Below are 15,808 nucleotides of genomic sequence, written 5' to 3' on the forward strand. Positions count from 1 at the left end.
AATCGGTTTGCTGGTTTGTTGCGGTAACTAGTTGTTAACGCTTCCATTTGGCGGTTCGCTTACCCTGTCTCTTGGCCGATTTTCAACGGCGCCCTGCTAAGACCTTGGTCCCAGGCACGGGGTAAGAACAATGAAGGCGTTCCTTTGCGGCATGGCCTTGCTGGCTGCCATGGCTGCGCCGGCGGCAGCCGAGACGCGTTACGACCGCAATCTCGAAAAGGCGGCGATGGAGATCGTCGCCGGCAAGATGGGCAACATCCGCGGCACCTTCTCCTACAAGCAGGTTCCTCAACTCGTCGTGGTGCCGGATGCTGCGCCTGTCGCGCCCACTTCGGTTGAGCCGCTGCGCAAGGAAGCATCCGGCAATGACGGCCTGACGCCGGCCGTCGAGCGCCAGGTTTCGCGAACTGTCTTTTAAAGCAGGTCGCGTGAAAAAGGATTCACGCAACCTGCTTTAAGTCTTTGATCTTAAGCATGTCTTTTTCCCGAAACCGGGACCACTTTCGGGAGACATGCTTTAAAACCACATATCCCGCACGCAGCGCCCATCGCGCGGCAGGTCGTCGAAACTGTCGAGGCCGTCGAAATGGTCGGCAGGTCGGCGACGTCCTGTGGCGGCGCCAGCCTGACATTGACGGCAATGCGCGTGCGGCCGCTCTTGCCTTGGCGCAGGCCGCGCCAGGCGACCACACAGGCGCAGGTCGGACAGAACAGGATTTCCAGCGCGGGCTCCGACACCTCGGCGCGCGTGTAGGATTTCAGCGGCCCGGCGATGCGGATGCGCTCGTCGAGATAGTCATAAGCCCAGAGTGCGCCGTAGCGCCGGCAAAGCGTGCAATTGCAGGCGGTGATTCCGCCGGGATCGCCTTCCAGCGTCCAGTGGGCCGCGCCGCAATGACAGGTACCTTTCAGCATTGCCACCTCCATTGGCTGACGAATGGCCTGTTCCCGCCGGCATTCTGCAGCCTGCTGCCCGATATTCAAACCCATTGCGTTCGCGCCCGGCATTCGCCAATGAAGGCCGATGAGTTCCCCTTTGCCAGCCAGCCAGCGCCAGCGGCTCGACGAATTGCTCGTCGGGCGCGGCCTGTTCGCCAGCCGCTCGCGCGCCCGCGACGCGATCGAGCGCGGCACGGTGACGGTCGACGGCATCGTCGCCCGCAAGCCCGGCCAGCCTGTCGCGCCGGACTGCCTGGTCGCCATCGACGATCCGGCGCGGGCCTATGTCTCGCGCGCGGCACTGAAGCTGATCGCCGGCCTCGACCATTTCGGCCTCGATCCTTCCGGCAGCGAAGCGCTCGACGTCGGCGCCTCGACCGGCGGCTTCACCCAGGTGCTGCTCGAGCGCGGCGCCACGCATGTCACGGCGATCGATGTCGGCCACGGCCAGATGCATCCCGACATTGCCGGCGACCCGCGCGTGACGGTGATCGAAGGGCTGAACGCCCGCGATTTGACGGCAGCCGATCTCGGCGGCCGCATCCCCGGTTTTGTGGTCTGCGACGTCTCGTTCATCTCGCTGAAGCTGGCGCTGCCGCCGGCGCTGGAATTGGCGGGCGAGAGCGCCAGGGCAATTCTCCTGGTCAAGCCGCAATTCGAGGCCGGCCGCGAGGCGATCGGCAAGGGCGGCCTGCTCAAGGATCCAGGCGATGCAGCGCGCATTGCAGCTAACCTGCGCGATTGGCTCGCTGGTATTTCCGGCTGGCGGGTCTTGGGACTCCACCCGTCGCCGATCGAAGGCGGCGACGGCAACCGCGAGTTCCTGCTCGCCGCCACGAAGGACGGGTGATGAGCACACGCTTGACGATCGCAAGGCTCGGCTCGCAGGGCGACGGCATCGCCAATGCGGAGGGCGGGGAGGTCTTCGTCCCGTTCACGCTGCCGGGCGAGGCGGTCATGGCCGCGCGCCAGAAGGACCGTGCCACGCTGATGTCGGTGCTGGAAGCCTCGCCGCTCAGGATCGACCCGGCCTGCCGCCATTTCACCGAATGCGGCGGCTGCGCGCTCCAGCATTTCGAAGCGGAAGCCTACCGGCAATGGAAGCGCGAGAAAGTCGCGCAGGCCCTGAAGACCAAGGGCATCGCCTGTGACATCGCCGCGCTGGTGCCTTGCGCGCCGCACACCCGCCGCCGCGTCACGTTCAGCGCCAGGCGCACCGAAACCGGGATGCTGCTCGGCTTCGTGCGCGCGCTGTCCTCAGAGATCATCCCGATCGAGGAATGCCCGATCTCGCTGCCGCCGATCGTTGCGGCGCTCGACAAATTGCGCGCCCTGGCCGGCCTGGTCTGCGCGACGTCGAAGGCGTTTCATATGACCGTGACCGTCACCGCCTCGGGCCTCGACATTGCCGTCCATGATGCCGGTAAGCTTGGTGACCACCAGCGCCGCATAGCTTCGAACTTCGTCATGGCCGAGAGTCTGGCGCGGCTTTCCGTCGATGGCGAGATCGTCGTCGAGCCTAAGAAACCGGTGGTGCAATTCGGATCGGTTGCTGTCGCTCTGCCGCCCGGCGCCTTCCTGCAGGCGACGGAAGCCGCCGAGCAGGCAATGGCTGGTCTCGTCAGCCAGCATCTGTCGCGCGCCAGGAAGGTCGCGGACCTGTTCGCCGGCTGCGGCAGCTTTGCGCTGCGGCTTGGCGCGAAATCGGAGGTCCATGCCGTCGAAGGCGATGCGCCGGCGCTTGCCGCGCTCGACCGCGCCTACCGCTTCGCCGGCGGTCTGAAGCGGGTGACCAGCGAACGTCGCGACCTCTTCCGCCGGCCGCTGACCTTCAAGGAGTTGAACGTCTTCGACGGGCTGGTCTTCGATCCGCCGCGCGCCGGCGCCGAGGACCAGTCGAAGCAGATCGCCCGTTCCGACGTGCCGCTGGTCGCCGCCGTCTCCTGCAATCCGGTGACGCTGGCGCGGGATCTACGAATACTGATCGACGGCGGCTATCAACTGAAGAGCGTCACGCCGATCGACCAGTTCCTGTGGTCGTCGCATGTCGAGGCGGTGGCATTGCTGGAGAAGCCGAAGCGGCGGCGATAGCCTACGACTGGCGGTTGGCAAGAAATTTTGTGAAGCCTCTGTTCCTTCGACGAAATTGCGCCCTAAAGCCGCCTTTTTGCGGGACTTAAATTTTAGCGGTTCGGGAAACGTTCCGACCTTTGGAGCGTTACCATTTTGAATGGATGGCGGATTGCAATGCGCACGCTTCAGAAATTCCTCGGTCTCGTCGTCGTTCTCGTCATATTCGCGGTCGGTTCCGCGGCCGGAGCGCTGGCGCAAGGTGAAAAGCGGCTGGCCTTCGTCATCGGCAATGGCGCCTATCAATCCGGAGAGCTCGCGACAGCCGCCAACGACGGCGGATTGATCGCTCAGACCCTGCAGGCGGCCGGTTTCGATGTGGTTGGGGCCCGCGATGTGGATCAGGAATCACTGCGCGGCGCGTTGCGTGATTTCCTTGGAAAGGTCTCCGCCGCAGGTCCCGATGCGGTCGTTTTCGTGTACCTCGCCGGCCGCGGGGTGCAGTTCGAAGGTGAGAATTATTTCTTGCCGGTCGACGCCCAGATCGCCAATCCGGCCGACGTGCCGCTTCAGGCCATGCGGCTGTCCGATGTCACCAAGTCGCTGGCGGGACTGCCGGCGAAGGTCAATATCGTGGTCCTCGACGCGGCGCGGCCGAATGACTTCCCACAAATGAGCCAGCCGCTGGCTGGCGGCCTCGCGCTGCTCGACCCCGACCCGAACATGCTGATTGCGTTCAATGCCGCCCCGGGAACGGTCGCGCCTGAAGGCAAGGGCCCCTATGGCGCCTATGCTCAGGCGCTGGCCGAGATGATACGCGAAGGCGGGTTGTCGCTCGACGACGTGTTCGACCGCACGCGGCTGCGGGTCAACGAGGTGACGCAAGGCGCGCAAGTGCCGTGGAATGCCTCGAAGATCAATGTGCCTTTCGTCTTCTTCGATCGTGCCCCGGACGCGCCTGCGCCCAAGGTTTCGGAGGCCGAATCCCGGTCCAACCGCACTCGGGAAATACGCGACTTCGATGCGCACGACGCCTATGTCGCGGCTCTCGACCGCGATACCATGCGCGGCTACCAGGATTTCCTCGTCGCCTATCCGCACGATCCCATGGCCAAGCGGGTGCGCGCCATCATCGCGGCGCGGCGCGAGGCGATCACCTGGCGCGAGACATGGCTGCGGGACACGCCGGAGGCCTATTGGTCTTATCTGCGGCGCTATCCGCATGGCCCGCACGCCTGGGACGCGCGTCGTCGGCTCGAGCATTTCGATGCTGCGCTGGAGCCGCCGGAGGAATTCACCGTCTATGACTATGATTTGCCGCCGCCTCCGCCGGAGGAAATCATCTATGTCGACCGGCCGGTGCTCTATTTCGACGACCCGGATTTCGACTTCGACCCGCCGCCTCCGGTTACGGTGATCTTCCTGCCGCCGCCGCCGCCGGATTTTGTCGTGCTGGCGCCGCCTCCGCCACCGGTCGACGTCTTCGTCCTGCCGACGCCGGTCTTCGTGCCCGTGCCGGTATGGGTCAGGCCGCCGCATGACATCGTGCCGCCGCCGGACAATTTCATCTTCAACAACATCCACAACACGACCGTTATCAACAACACGACGATCAACGAGAACAATCAGCAAGGGCAGGGCGGCGGCCTCACCACCGGCCAGAAGCTGACCGCCGGCGCGGTTGGGCTGGGCGCCGCGGCTCTGGCTACCAAGGTGGCGCTGCCGCCGCTGTTGCAGAAGCGGGCGGCGTTGTCCAACCAGAATCCCGTTCAGGGCAAGATCGGCCAAGGTGCGGCGCAAGGCCAGCAGCCAGGCGGTGCGGCGCCGCTTTCGAAAACACTGGGCAAGCTCTCGACCGATCATGCACTGCCGGGAACGAACGGCAAGACGTTGCCGCTCGTCAACGGCAAGCCGGTGCTGAATGGCCAGAATTTCCCCAACGACAAGTCGAAGAAGCTGCTCGGCAAGCAGGGCACCCCGGGAACCAACCAGCAGGCAACCGGAAATGCCGGTGCCGCCGTTACCGGTAGCGGCCAGCAGAACGGAGCCGGCAACGGTCAGGGCAAGAATGGCAAGTTCCGCAAGCTGCCGACCGTCAACGGTCTGCCGGCCGAGAACGGACAGAGCGCCCAGCAGAAATTCGGGAAGAACAATACGAAAGTGTTGTCCGATCAGAACGGAGGCAAACCGAAGAAGCTGACACGCAAGGATCTTACGGCAGGCCAGTCCGTCGTCGGACCGAGCGATCAAGGCTCGGCCGACGGAAGCGACAAGGGCAAGAAGTTCCGCAAGCTGCCAACCGTCAACGGTTTGCCAACCAACAATCGGCCGAGTGTGCAGGAGCGCCTCGGGAAGAACAATCCGAACGTGTTCTCCGACCAGAATCAGGGCTCACCAAACGGGAACAAGAAGTTCCGCAAATTGCGAAACGGTGGTGCAGATTCTGGCGGCGCGGAGGTCCAGCAGAACTTCAAGGTCAACAGGCCAAACGAGAATGCGCAGCGCCAGCTCAAGCTGCAGGAAAAGCCGAATGTGCAGGTGTTCGCCAAGCCGCCGAAGCCGGAGTTCCATGCGCAGCCGAAGTTCCAGGTCCAGCAGCAGGAGCGGCGTCTGACGCAGCAGCCCAAGGAGCAGCCGCCGCAAGGCAACAAGAAGCCGAGCTGCGGGCATCCGGGCGAGCCGCCCTGCAAGCAATAGGCTTGCCGCTGTCGGGCGGAAGCGTTCCTTTCATGGGCCGGATCTTCCGACCCATGAACTTGCGAGAGGCGGCCACGAGTCCATGGCGCGGACCATCGTGTTAAAGGCGAAGGGCAGATCTCGCCAAGCGGCCGCTTTGCCTACGAACTCGGCGTCAGCCGTTTCGCCGTGCCGCCGCGCTGATTGATCGACACCCAGGTGTTCGGGTTCTGCTGCGACTGGCGCTTCAGGAAATAATAGCCGGTGGCGTTCCAGGGGCGGATTTCGTCGACCATATTGTCCAGGACGAGATCGCCCTTGTCGGTCTTCACCGTCAGGATGGTGTGGCCCTCATTGTGAAGGTCGCGCACCACCGTCATCAACAGCGCCTGACGGGGAAATCCTGCCTCCTGGAGAAGCTTGCGCTTGTAGAGCGCGTAGATCTTGCAATCGCCCTTGCCGTCCACCGGATAGTCCCAGTGGTCCATCATCGTGCCCCAGTGGTCATAGTTGCTGACCGGCTTGATGGAGCGGTTCGCCTTCTGGTTTACCCGCTTGAGGATGCTCATGTTCTGCGCGGTCAGCTTGACGCTGGCGGCAGGCAAGGCGGGCACCTTGCACTCTTTCGGCCGGCGATGGCAGAAATCGAGCCAGCCATATGGGACGCTGGTGCTGCCGCCGACGGCGGCGGAACTGGCCGCAGGCCGCGTCGACGCTAGTTTGACCAGCGACGACTGCGCGGCCGCTGGGCCGACTTGCAGCGACGAAACGCCAACCAACGAAATGAAGCCAAGGAGGAGAGAAGAGGTCGAGACACCAGGGGATCGCTTCACTGCCAACACCACCGCAACGAGGAGACTGGCGACAGGCTAATGCGCAAACGCCGGCCCGGCCAATTAAACAATTAATAATGTCCTAACACGATTGTGTTCACTTCAAGGTGCCGGCGGGAAGTTCGGGCTGGAAACCATCAGCCCGTGCCCGAAAGGATGCGCTCGACGAAGGCGGGCACCACTTGCGTCGCCGGCCCTTCCAGTTGCTCGTCGAAACGGGAAGCCCAGCCGGCGCATTTCAGGTTGAGCTCGACGGTCAAGGCGCCGGCGATGCGTGCCTCTTCTACGAAGCCGGCGGCCGGATAGACGCTGCCGCTCGTCCCGATCGCCGCGAAGAGGTCGCAGCCGCCCAGCGCTTCGCTGATCTCTTCCATGCGATAGGGCATCTCGCCGAACCACACGACGTCTGGCCGCAGCCGTCCCCTGGCGCCGCAGGCCGGACACTCGGAATGGTCGGCGATGTCGTCGGCCCAGGCGCTGCTGGCGCTGCAATCTTGGCAAAGCGCGCGACAGAGCTCGCCATGCATGTGGATCAGCTTTCGCGAGCCGGCACGCTCATGCAGGTCGTCGATGTTCTGGGTGACGACCAGGACTTCGCGGGGAAAGGCTTGCTCGAGCCTGGCCAGCGCCTCATGCGCGGCATTGGGCTTGACGTCGCCAAGCTGCCGCCTGCGCATGTTGTAGAAGTCCTGCACCTTGGTTGGGTTGCGGGCGAAGCCCTGCGGGGTCGCGACCTCCTCAAAGTCGAAACTAGCCCACACCCCCTTCGGATCGCGAAACGTCGCGACGCCCGATTCCGCCGAGATGCCGGCGCCCGTCAGGATGACGATCTTGGGTTTGGACATTGGTCGATGGCACCGGCCCGCAGGCTATCTCTTTTGTCGAAACAATGGGTAGCTTTTCAGAAGCCGACATTGTGGCCTTTCCAGCGTTCACGCGCTCAAACCCTGGTGCCGCCAACCGTCATCTGGTTCATCCGCAGATGCGGCTGGCCGACGCCGACGGGCACGCCCTGTCCGGCCTTGCCGCACATGCCGATGCCGTTGTCGAGCTTCATGTCGTTGCCGATCATGCTGACGCGGTGCATGGCGTCCGGCCCGTTGCCGATCAGCATCGCGCCCTTGATCGGCTGCGTCACCTTGCCGTTCTCGATCATGTAGGCCTCGGTGCAGCCGAACACGAACTTGCCTGACGTGATGTCGACCTGGCCGCCGCCGAAGGAAACGGCGTAGACGCCGTTCTTGACCGAGGCGATGATCTCTTCCGGCTCCATGTCGCCGGAGGTCATGTAGGTGTTGGTCATGCGCGGCATCGGCTGGTGCGCATAGCCCTCGCGGCGGCCGTTGCCTGTCGCCGTCATGCCCATCAGCCGGGCGTTCTGTCGGTCCTGCATATAGCCGACCAGTTTGCCGTCCTCGATCAACACGTTGCGCGCCGAAGGCGTTCCTTCGTCGTCGACGGTGAGCGAGCCGCGCCGCTCGGGGATGGTGCCGTCGTCGACCACAGTGACGCCTTTCGCCGCCACCTGCTGGCCCATCAGGCCGGCGAAGGCCGATGTCTTCTTGCGGTTGAAGTCGCCTTCCAGCCCGTGGCCGACCGCCTCGTGCAGCATCACGCCCGGCCAGCCGCTGGACAGCACGATGTCGAACGTGCCGGCGGGCGCCGGGACCGCTTCCAGGTTGACCAGCGCCTGCCGTAGCGCCTCGCTGGCCGCATGCTTCCAGCTTTCCTCACTGACGAACTCGCCAAAACTCTTGCGGCCGCCCATGCCGTAGGAGCCGCTCTCCTGCCGGTCGCCATCGCCGACCACGACGGAAACGTTGATCCGGACCAGCGGGCGGATGTCGCGCACGATCTGCCCGTCGCCGCGCACGATCTCGACATGCTGCCACGAGGCGGCGAGCGACGCCGTCACCTGGCGCACGCGCGGATCCTTCGCCCGCAGCCAGCCGTCGATCTCCTGCAAGAGCTTGGCCTTGGCCTCGAAGGAAGGCGAGGGGATCGGGTTCTCGTCGCCATAGAGGTGACGGTTGGTGCGTGCGGGCGCGCCGGCGAGCTGGCCGGAATAGCCGCCCTTTACCGCCGAGACGGCGTCGGCCGCGCGCTTGAGCGAGGCTTCGGAGAGATCGCTGGAATGCGCATAGCCGCTGGCCTCGCCGGCCACGGCGCGCAGGCCGAACCCTTGGTCGGTGTTGAAATTGGCCGTCTTCAGCCGGCCATTGTCGAACATCAGCGCTTCGCTCTCGCTGTATTCGAGGAACAACTCGCCGTCGTCGGCGCCCTTGATTGTGTCGGCGACGATCTCCTTGACGCGATCGTCGGAAATGTCGAATTGGCCGATCAGGCTGGTCATGGCAAATCCATTCGTGGAAACAAATCGTTCTAGAGCATGATGCCGAAAAGTGTGAAGCGGTTTTCGGACGACATCATGCTCTACCTCTTTGATCTGGGGGATGTAGGCGCGAAGCCGCCGTTGCACAATCGCCAACAGGATCAAGCTGACGATTGCGTCGCCGTCACTTGCCGGCGACGAAGTCCCTGATGTTGGCGGCCATCGCGTTCCAGTTGGAAAACTGCTCCTCGACATTGGCCCTCGTGATGCCGCCGGCAAAGCTGACATCCATCCTGAAATTCGAGCCGTCGCCCGCATAGGCCTTCACCCAGCGGTATTTCGCGTTCCAGGCGTTGGCCTGGTCGGCGCTCAGCGGGTCGGTGTAGCCTGTCGAGAATTGCAGCGATTTGCAGTTCTCGTGGTCTTCGCAGCCGTAGAAATAGATGACGTATTTGACGCCCTCGATCCGCCCCGAAATCATCGGATCGCCATTGTCGTCCTTGTCCATCCTGGCCGAGCCGAAACCCTTGGCGATATCGAGGATCGCCGCCGGGTCGGGTGTCTGGAGGATTTCGGCATCCTCGGCCCGTACGGCCGAAACCGTGCCGGCCAACGCCAGGCCGGTAATGAAAGCGGATAAATTCGCGCGCATTTGAACTCCTGGCCGCCAAACGCGCATTCGCCACCGGACCTCAGCGTCAGGAGCGGCGCATGGGCAAGAAGATCAAGGTAGGGCGGCGAAGCCGTCCGCAAAGCCCTTGAGATCGACGGGAATGCCGATGCCTTCCTCGGGCGTCTGGAAGACGATGAAGGTGGCCGAGGTGCCGCTCTTCAGCGTGTCGAGCAGCGGCTTTTCGAGGATCACCTCGGCATAGCAGCCGTCCTGGAAGCAGCGCACGAAATAGGCGCGGCCGATATCCTTGCCGTCGACATTGAGGCCGAGGCCGTTGGGCAAAAGCACGCCGAGCGGCGCCAGCACGCGCAGGATCTCGGCCTTGTTGTCGGCGGTGCGCAGCACAACGACCGAAAGCCCCATTTCAGGGCGATCCTCGGCGACGACATTCTGCATCATCACGCATTGTTCGGAGGTAGCACCGGCAGGCGTATCGCAGATGATCGACCATGCGCCATGCGTCGACTTCACCGTGCCGCTCGGCGGCGAGGCGTTGTTCGGCGAGGCGGCGGCGCCGACGGCTACGCCGACACCGAGCAAGGCGACGGCAAGGACGACCTTCGCCAGGGTTCTCGAAAGCCAGGAAGTCATAACGGCTCCATTGCGAATCACGGCACTTTAAGCTGCGCCGGGGCCAAGTAAAGGACGAGACCGCCGCCGGTCCGCCCCGATACCGGCAATTCCATGCTTTTCCAAAGCAAATTCGCCCGAATTGCGACCGACGCGCATATCGCATGGCGAGCGCCGAACACGGCCTTCGGCCTGCGCGCAAAAATGCCGCACGGTTTCCTCCGCTCCTTTCTTGCGGAGGGAAATAGAGTATGGTTTGAACCAGCCTAGGGACAGACCGGGATTCCCAATTCCGGCGTCGTCCGTTATTGGTGCGATCAGATCGCGGGAAGTGGGAGACGAGAGGGCGATGAGGAAATTCCTGGCAAGCGCTGAATTCTTGGCAGGTACGGCAGCTTCGGCCGTGCTCTTCTCCAGTGCTGCGGCCCGTGCCGACCAGCCGCGGGAATGGGAGATGACCTTCCAGGCTCCCGCGACCGACATGATGCGGCAGATCGAGCGGTTCGGGAACTACACCATGTGGTTCATCGTCCCGATCACCATCCTCGTGCTGCTGCTGCTTTTGGTCTGCATCGTCAGGTTCCGCGCCAGCGCCAATCCGGTGCCATCCAGGACCAGCCACAACACGCTGATCGAAGTGATCTGGACGGTCGGGCCGGTGATCGTGCTCTTGCTTATCGCCATTCCCTCCTTCCAGCTGCTCACCGCGCAGTACACGCCGCCGGAGGAAGCCAAGCTCACCGTCAAGGCGACCGGCAACCAGTGGAACTGGGATTACGAGTACCAGGTCGACAAGACCTTCTCGTTCAACTCGGCGGTGCTTCAGGATGCCGACCGCGCCAAGGCCGGCAAGGAGGATCGCGCCCTCTATCCGCGGCTGCTGGCGGTCGACAACGAGCTGGTTGTCCCGGTCAACACCACGACCCGCGTGCTGATCACCGCCACCGACGTCATCCACTCCTTCGCCGTGCCGTCCTTCGGCATCAAGATGGATGCCGTTCCTGGCCGCACCAACGAGACTTGGTTCAAGGCGGAGAAGGAAGGCCTCTATTACGGCCAGTGCTCGCAGCTCTGCGGCAAGGACCATGCCTTCATGCCGATCGCGGTGCGCGTCGTGTCCGACGCGCAGTTCAAGACCTGGCTGGACACGGCCAAGACCAACGTGCCCGCCGCCAACAAGGCGCTGATGGCCGAGATCGATGGTACCAACAAGGTAGCGGCCGCCGGCAACTGATGCCGCGGGTTAGCAGGATTTAGGGAACGGAGCGGAACATGGCAGAGGCTGCAGCTCACGATCACGGCGACCACAGGCCGCATGGCTGGGTCCGCTGGGTCTACTCGACCAACCACAAGGACATCGGCACGCTCTACCTGATCTTCGCGATCATGGCCGGCATCGTCGGCGGCGCGCTCTCGGTCGCCATCCGCATGGAGCTGCAGGAGCCGGGCATCCAGATCTTCAGCGGCCTTGCCCAGATGGTCTACGGCATGCAGGGCGATGCCGCCATCGACGGCGGCAAGAGCATGTACAACGCCTTCGGCGCCGCGCACGGCCTGATCATGATCTTCTTCATGGTCATGCCGGCGCTCATCGGCGGCTTCGCCAACTGGATGGTGCCGATCATGATCGGCGCGCCGGACATGGCCTTCCCGCGCATGAACAACATCTCGTTCTGGCTGCTGCCGCCGGCCTTCATCCTGCTGCTCTCCTCGATGTTCCTGCCGAGCGCGCCGGGCGCATTCGGCGTCGGCGGCGGCTGGACGATCTATCCGCCGCTCTCGACCTCCGGCCAGCCTGGCCCTGCGATGGATCTGGCGATCCTGTCGATCCACATCGCCGGCGCGTCGTCGATCCTAGGCGCCATCAACTTCATCACCACCATCTTCAACATGCGCGCTCCCGGCATGACGCTGCACAAGATGCCGCTGTTTGCCTGGGCGGTGCTGATCACCGCCTTCCTGCTGCTGCTGTCGCTGCCGGTCCTGGCGGGCGCCATCACCATGCTGCTCACCGACCGCAATTTCGGCACTTCCTTCTTCGTGCCGGACAATGGCGGTGACCCGATCCTCTTCCAGCATCTGTTCTGGTTCTTCGGCCACCCGGAAGTGTACATCCTGATCCTGCCGGGCTTCGGCATCGTCAGCCACATCGTCTCGACCTTCTCGAAGAAGCCCGTCTTCGGTTATCTCGGCATGGCCTACGCCATGGTCGCGATCGGCGCCGTCGGCTTCATCGTCTGGGCGCACCACATGTATACGACCGGCCTGTCGCTCGACACGCAGCGTTACTTCGTGTTCGCCACCATGGTCATCGCGGTGCCGACCGGCGTGAAGATCTTCTCCTGGATCGCCACCATGTGGGGCGGTTCGATCTCCTTCAAGCCGCCGATGCTGTGGGCGCTGGGCTTCATCTTCCTGTTCACCATCGGTGGCGTGACCGGCGTTCAGCTGGCCAATGCCGGCCTCGACCGCTCGCTGCACGACACCTATTTCGTCATCGCCCACTTCCACTACGTGCTGTCGCTGGGCGCCGTGTTCGCCATCTTCGCCGGCTGGTACTACTGGTTCCCGAAGATGACCGGCTACATGTACTCGCCGATGATCGCCAACACCCACTTCTGGGTCACGTTCGTCGGCGTCAACCTGATCTTCTTCCCGCAGCATTTCCTCGGCCTCGCCGGCATGCCGCGCCGCACCGTCGACTATCCGGACGCCTTCGCCGGCTGGAACATGGTGTCTTCCTACGGCTCCTACATCGCGGCCGTCGGTGTTGCGATCTTCCTCTACGGCGTGTTCGAGGCCTTCCAGAAGAAGCGCGTCGCCGGCGCCAATCCGTGGGGCGAGGGTGCCACCACGCTCGAATGGCAGCTGCCTTCGCCGCCGCCGTTCCACCAGTGGGAACAGCTGCCGAAGATCAAGTAGGCAGCGTCCCGACGCATACGAGACCGCCGGCTTGTCTGGCGGTCTTGGCCAACGGAATGATGGACTTTAAGTACGCATGGCCCTTGCCGAAGACGGATTGATGGAGGAAGCGGGCTTTCGCATGTCGGAAGCGACCGCGGGCGATTTCTTCGCCCTGTTGAAGCCGCGCGTCATGTCGCTGGTCGTCTTCACGGCCTTTGTCGGCCTCGTCGCGGCGCCCGTTGCCATCAACCCGCTGCTGGCGATGATCGCCATCCTGGCGATTGCCATCGGCGCCGGCGCTTCCGGCGCGCTCAACATGTGGTACGACGCCGATATCGACGCGGTGATGACCAGGACCGCCGGTCGTCCGGTGCCGGCCGGCCGTGTCACGCCGGGCGAGGCGTTGAGCTTCGGCCTGGTGCTGTCGGTGCTGTCGGTGATGACGCTCGGCGTGCTGGTCAACTGGCTGTCGGCATCGCTCCTCGCCTTCACCATCTTCTTCTACGCCGTCATCTACACCATGTGGCTGAAGCGCTGGACGCCGCAGAACATCGTCATCGGCGGCGCCGCCGGGGCTTTCCCGCCGGTGATCGGCTGGGCCGCGGTGACCGGCTCGGTCAGCCTCGAAAGCGTGATCCTGTTCCTGATCATATTCCTCTGGACGCCGCCGCATTTCTGGGCGCTGGCGCTGTTCAAGTCCGACGACTACGCCCGCGCCGGCATCCCGATGATGCCGAATGTCGCCGGCCAGGCCTCTACCCGTCGGCAAATCTTTGCCTATGCGCTGATCCTGGCGCCGGTCGGCGTGCTGCCCTGGGCGCTCGGCTACACCACGGCCGGCTATGGCGTCGTCTCGGCGGTCCTCGGCGCGGGCTTCGTCTGGTATGCCTGGAAAGTGCTTGCCATGGCTGATGACGACCGTGCGATGAAGCCGGCCAAGGCCCTGTTCGGCTACTCGCTGCTCTATCTCTTCGCCATCTTTGCCGCCTATCTCGTCGACTGCGTGGTCGGTCGCGCCCTCATGATGGGGGGAGTGTGACCGTGGCCGACAAGAAACTCGAGCTGGTCACGCTGACCGAACGCCAGCAGAAGGCGCGCCGCAACCGCTCCATCGCCATCGGCATCGCGCTGGCGGCATTGGTCATCATCTTCTATGCCGCCACAATCGTGCGCTTCGGCCACAGCGGGGCCAGCATCACCGGCTCCGGCCTGTTGGGAGGCGGCTGATGGGCGGCGAGACCAGCAGCAAGCCCCGCAAGGTCAACAACGGCATCGTCGCCGCCGTCTGCCTGGCCTTCTTCACCGGCATGGTCGGCATGGCCTATGCGGCGGTGCCGCTCTACAAGATGTTCTGCCAGGTCACCGGCTATGGCGGCACCACGCAGCGCGCCGAGAAGCAATATGCCGGCCGCGTGCTCGACCGCGACATCACCATCCGCTTCGATGCCAACACCAACGGTATTCCGTGGCAGTTCGAACCCGTCGCCCGCTCGGTGACGATCAAGATCGGCGCGACGGCGCAGGCGCATTATAGCGCCACCAACAAGTTCGACCGCGCCATCACCGGCCGCGCTTCGTTCAACGTGCAGCCGGAGATGGCTGGCGCCTATTTCAACAAGGTGGAGTGCTTCTGCTTCACCGACACGACGCTGAAGCCTGGCGAGACGCTGGACATGCCGGTCGTGTTCTATGTCGATCCAGACATCGTCAACGTGCCGGAACTCAAGGACTTGAAGACCATCACCCTGTCCTACACGATGTTCCCGGTCGAAAAGAAACAGCCGGTTGCCTCGTCGGCGCCGGCCGCTGGCAGCAGCAACAAAGTTCCAGATTCCGAAGCAAGCCTCGGGGGTTGATATGGCAGACGCGCACGCAAAACCACAACACGACTACCATCTCGTCAACCCCAGCCCGTGGCCTTTCCTGGGTTCGATCGGCGCCTTGGTCACCGCCGTCGGCGGCGTCTGCCTGATGCAGTATCTGAAGGCCGGCAACTTCCCGGTCTTCGGCCACAACATCGCCAATCCGTGGCTGTTCTTCATCGGCCTGATCATCGTGCTCTACACGATGTTCGCCTGGTGGTCGGACACCATCAAGGAAGCGCATGAGGGTCACCATACGCGCGTCGTGTCGCTGCACCTGCGCTATGGCATGATCATGTTCATCGCCTCGGAGGTGATGTTCTTCGTCGCCTGGTTCTGGGCCTTCTTCGACGCCAGCCTGTTTCCCGGCGAAGCCTCGCAATATGCCCGCACCGCCTTCACCGGCGGCGTCTGGCCGCCGAAGGGATTGGAGGTTCTCGATCCCTTCCACCTGCCGCTCTACAACACCATCATCTTGCTGCTGTCGGGCACGACGGTGACCTGGGCGCACCACGCGCTCCTGCATGGCGACCGCAAGGGCCTGATCAACGGCCTGGTGCTGACTGTCGGCCTCGGCATGTTGTTCACCATGGTGCAGGCCTACGAGTACATGCACGCGCCCTTCGCGTTCAAGGATTCGATCTACGGCGCCACCTTCTTCATGGCGACCGGCTTCCACGGCTTCCATGTTATCATCGGCACCATCTTCCTGCTCGTCTGCCTGGTGCGTGCGATGCGCGGCGACTTCACGCCGAAGCAGCATTTCGGCTTCGAGGCGGCAGCCTGGTACTGGCACTTCGTCGACGTGGTCTGGCTGTTCCTGTTCAGCGCGATCTATGTCTGGGCCTCGAACGGCGCGCTGATCGAAGGCCACTGATAAAAAGCAATTCCGGAAAGGCGCGTAGCGATTTTCCCGAATTTGCTTTCAGCAGTTTTTCAGGAGTTTTGG

15 protein-coding genes and 1 pseudogene are annotated in these 15,808 nt (G+C 63.6%); 10 read left to right on the forward strand and 6 right to left on the reverse strand.

Translation table 11 applies throughout. The features are described 5' to 3' along the window. Positions 1 to 130 precede the first annotated feature (130 nt). Complete coding sequence (locus RFM52_RS06945; RefSeq protein ID WP_320294756.1) at positions 131 to 418, forward strand: hypothetical protein; 288 nt, start codon at positions 131 to 133, stop codon at positions 416 to 418. Positions 419 to 517: 99 nt separating this feature from the next. On the opposite strand, the pseudogene RFM52_RS06950 reads toward RFM52_RS06945, so the two are convergent. Further along, positions 518 to 915: pseudogene (locus RFM52_RS06950) on the reverse strand (GFA family protein). 109 nt (positions 916 to 1,024) lie between these two features. On the opposite strand from RFM52_RS06950, the gene RFM52_RS06955 reads away from it, so the two are divergent. From RFM52_RS06955 to RFM52_RS06965, 3 genes are all read left to right on the forward strand, one after another. Continuing rightward, complete coding sequence (locus RFM52_RS06955; protein ID WP_320294757.1) at positions 1,025 to 1,789, forward strand: TlyA family RNA methyltransferase; 765 nt, start codon at positions 1,025 to 1,027, stop codon at positions 1,787 to 1,789. Then, positions 1,789 to 3,030: a class I SAM-dependent RNA methyltransferase gene (locus tag RFM52_RS06960; protein ID WP_320294758.1), complete on the forward strand. Its 1,242-nt coding sequence runs from the start codon at positions 1,789 to 1,791 to the stop codon at positions 3,028 to 3,030. Before RFM52_RS06955 ends, RFM52_RS06960 begins: the two co-directional genes overlap by 1 nt. Positions 3,031 to 3,186: 156 nt before the next feature. Then, a complete protein-coding gene (locus RFM52_RS06965; protein ID WP_320294759.1) occupies positions 3,187 to 5,706 on the forward strand; it encodes a caspase family protein in 2,520 nt (839 codons plus the stop codon). 140 nt (positions 5,707 to 5,846) lie between these two features. Here the strand turns inward: RFM52_RS06965 and RFM52_RS06970 are convergent, their stop codons facing one another. From RFM52_RS06970 to RFM52_RS06990, 5 genes are all read right to left on the reverse strand, one after another. Further along, positions 5,847 to 6,518: a transglutaminase-like cysteine peptidase gene (locus RFM52_RS06970; RefSeq protein ID WP_320294760.1), complete on the reverse strand. Its 672-nt coding sequence runs from the start codon at positions 6,516 to 6,518 to the stop codon at positions 5,847 to 5,849. 137 nt (positions 6,519 to 6,655) lie between these two features. Further along, positions 6,656 to 7,363, reverse strand: coding sequence for an NAD-dependent deacylase (locus RFM52_RS06975; RefSeq protein WP_320294761.1), 708 nt, complete (start codon positions 7,361 to 7,363; stop codon positions 6,656 to 6,658). A gap of 95 nt (positions 7,364 to 7,458) precedes the next feature. Next, positions 7,459 to 8,871, reverse strand: a complete 1,413-nt coding sequence (gene tldD / locus RFM52_RS06980; protein WP_320294762.1) for a metalloprotease TldD — start codon at positions 8,869 to 8,871, stop codon at positions 7,459 to 7,461. A gap of 163 nt (positions 8,872 to 9,034) precedes the next feature. Then, positions 9,035 to 9,502 (reverse strand): YbjN domain-containing protein, encoded by a 468-nt coding sequence (locus RFM52_RS06985; protein ID WP_320294763.1) that lies wholly within the window; start codon positions 9,500 to 9,502, stop codon positions 9,035 to 9,037. A gap of 72 nt (positions 9,503 to 9,574) precedes the next feature. Beyond that, positions 9,575 to 10,114, reverse strand: a complete 540-nt coding sequence (locus tag RFM52_RS06990) for an invasion associated locus B family protein (RefSeq protein ID WP_140681830.1) — start codon at positions 10,112 to 10,114, stop codon at positions 9,575 to 9,577. A gap of 328 nt (positions 10,115 to 10,442) precedes the next feature. Here RFM52_RS06990 and coxB point away from each other — a divergent pair, with 328 nt between their 5' ends. From coxB to RFM52_RS07020, 6 genes are all read left to right on the forward strand, one after another. Further along, positions 10,443 to 11,327, forward strand: coding sequence for a cytochrome c oxidase subunit II (coxB, locus tag RFM52_RS06995; RefSeq protein ID WP_320294764.1), 885 nt, complete (start codon positions 10,443 to 10,445; stop codon positions 11,325 to 11,327). Positions 11,328 to 11,365: 38 nt separating this feature from the next. After that, positions 11,366 to 13,015 carry a cytochrome c oxidase subunit I gene (ctaD, locus tag RFM52_RS07000; protein WP_320294765.1) on the forward strand — a complete coding sequence of 550 codons (1,650 nt, stop codon included), beginning with the start codon at positions 11,366 to 11,368 and terminating at the stop codon, positions 13,013 to 13,015. Positions 13,016 to 13,091: 76 nt separating this feature from the next. Then, positions 13,092 to 14,036 carry a heme o synthase gene (locus RFM52_RS07005; RefSeq protein ID WP_320294766.1) on the forward strand — a complete coding sequence of 315 codons (945 nt, stop codon included), beginning with the start codon at positions 13,092 to 13,094 and terminating at the stop codon, positions 14,034 to 14,036. Next, positions 14,033 to 14,224, forward strand: a complete 192-nt coding sequence (locus RFM52_RS07010; RefSeq protein ID WP_320294767.1) for a hypothetical protein — start codon at positions 14,033 to 14,035, stop codon at positions 14,222 to 14,224. The genes RFM52_RS07005 and RFM52_RS07010 overlap by 4 nt, the downstream gene beginning before the upstream one ends. Next, the gene (locus tag RFM52_RS07015) at positions 14,224 to 14,853 is read left to right on the forward strand and encodes a cytochrome c oxidase assembly protein (RefSeq protein WP_320294768.1); all 630 of its coding nucleotides are present in this window, start codon (positions 14,224 to 14,226) and stop codon (positions 14,851 to 14,853) included. Before RFM52_RS07010 ends, RFM52_RS07015 begins: the two co-directional genes overlap by 1 nt. Before the next feature lies 1 nt (position 14,854). Next, positions 14,855 to 15,736, forward strand: a complete 882-nt coding sequence (locus RFM52_RS07020; RefSeq protein ID WP_320294769.1) for a cytochrome c oxidase subunit 3 — start codon at positions 14,855 to 14,857, stop codon at positions 15,734 to 15,736. The last annotated feature ends 72 nt before the right edge of the window (positions 15,737 to 15,808 follow it).

The organism is Mesorhizobium humile, from assembly GCF_033977215.1.
Taxonomy (GTDB): Bacteria; Pseudomonadota; Alphaproteobacteria; order Rhizobiales; family Rhizobiaceae; genus Mesorhizobium; species Mesorhizobium humile.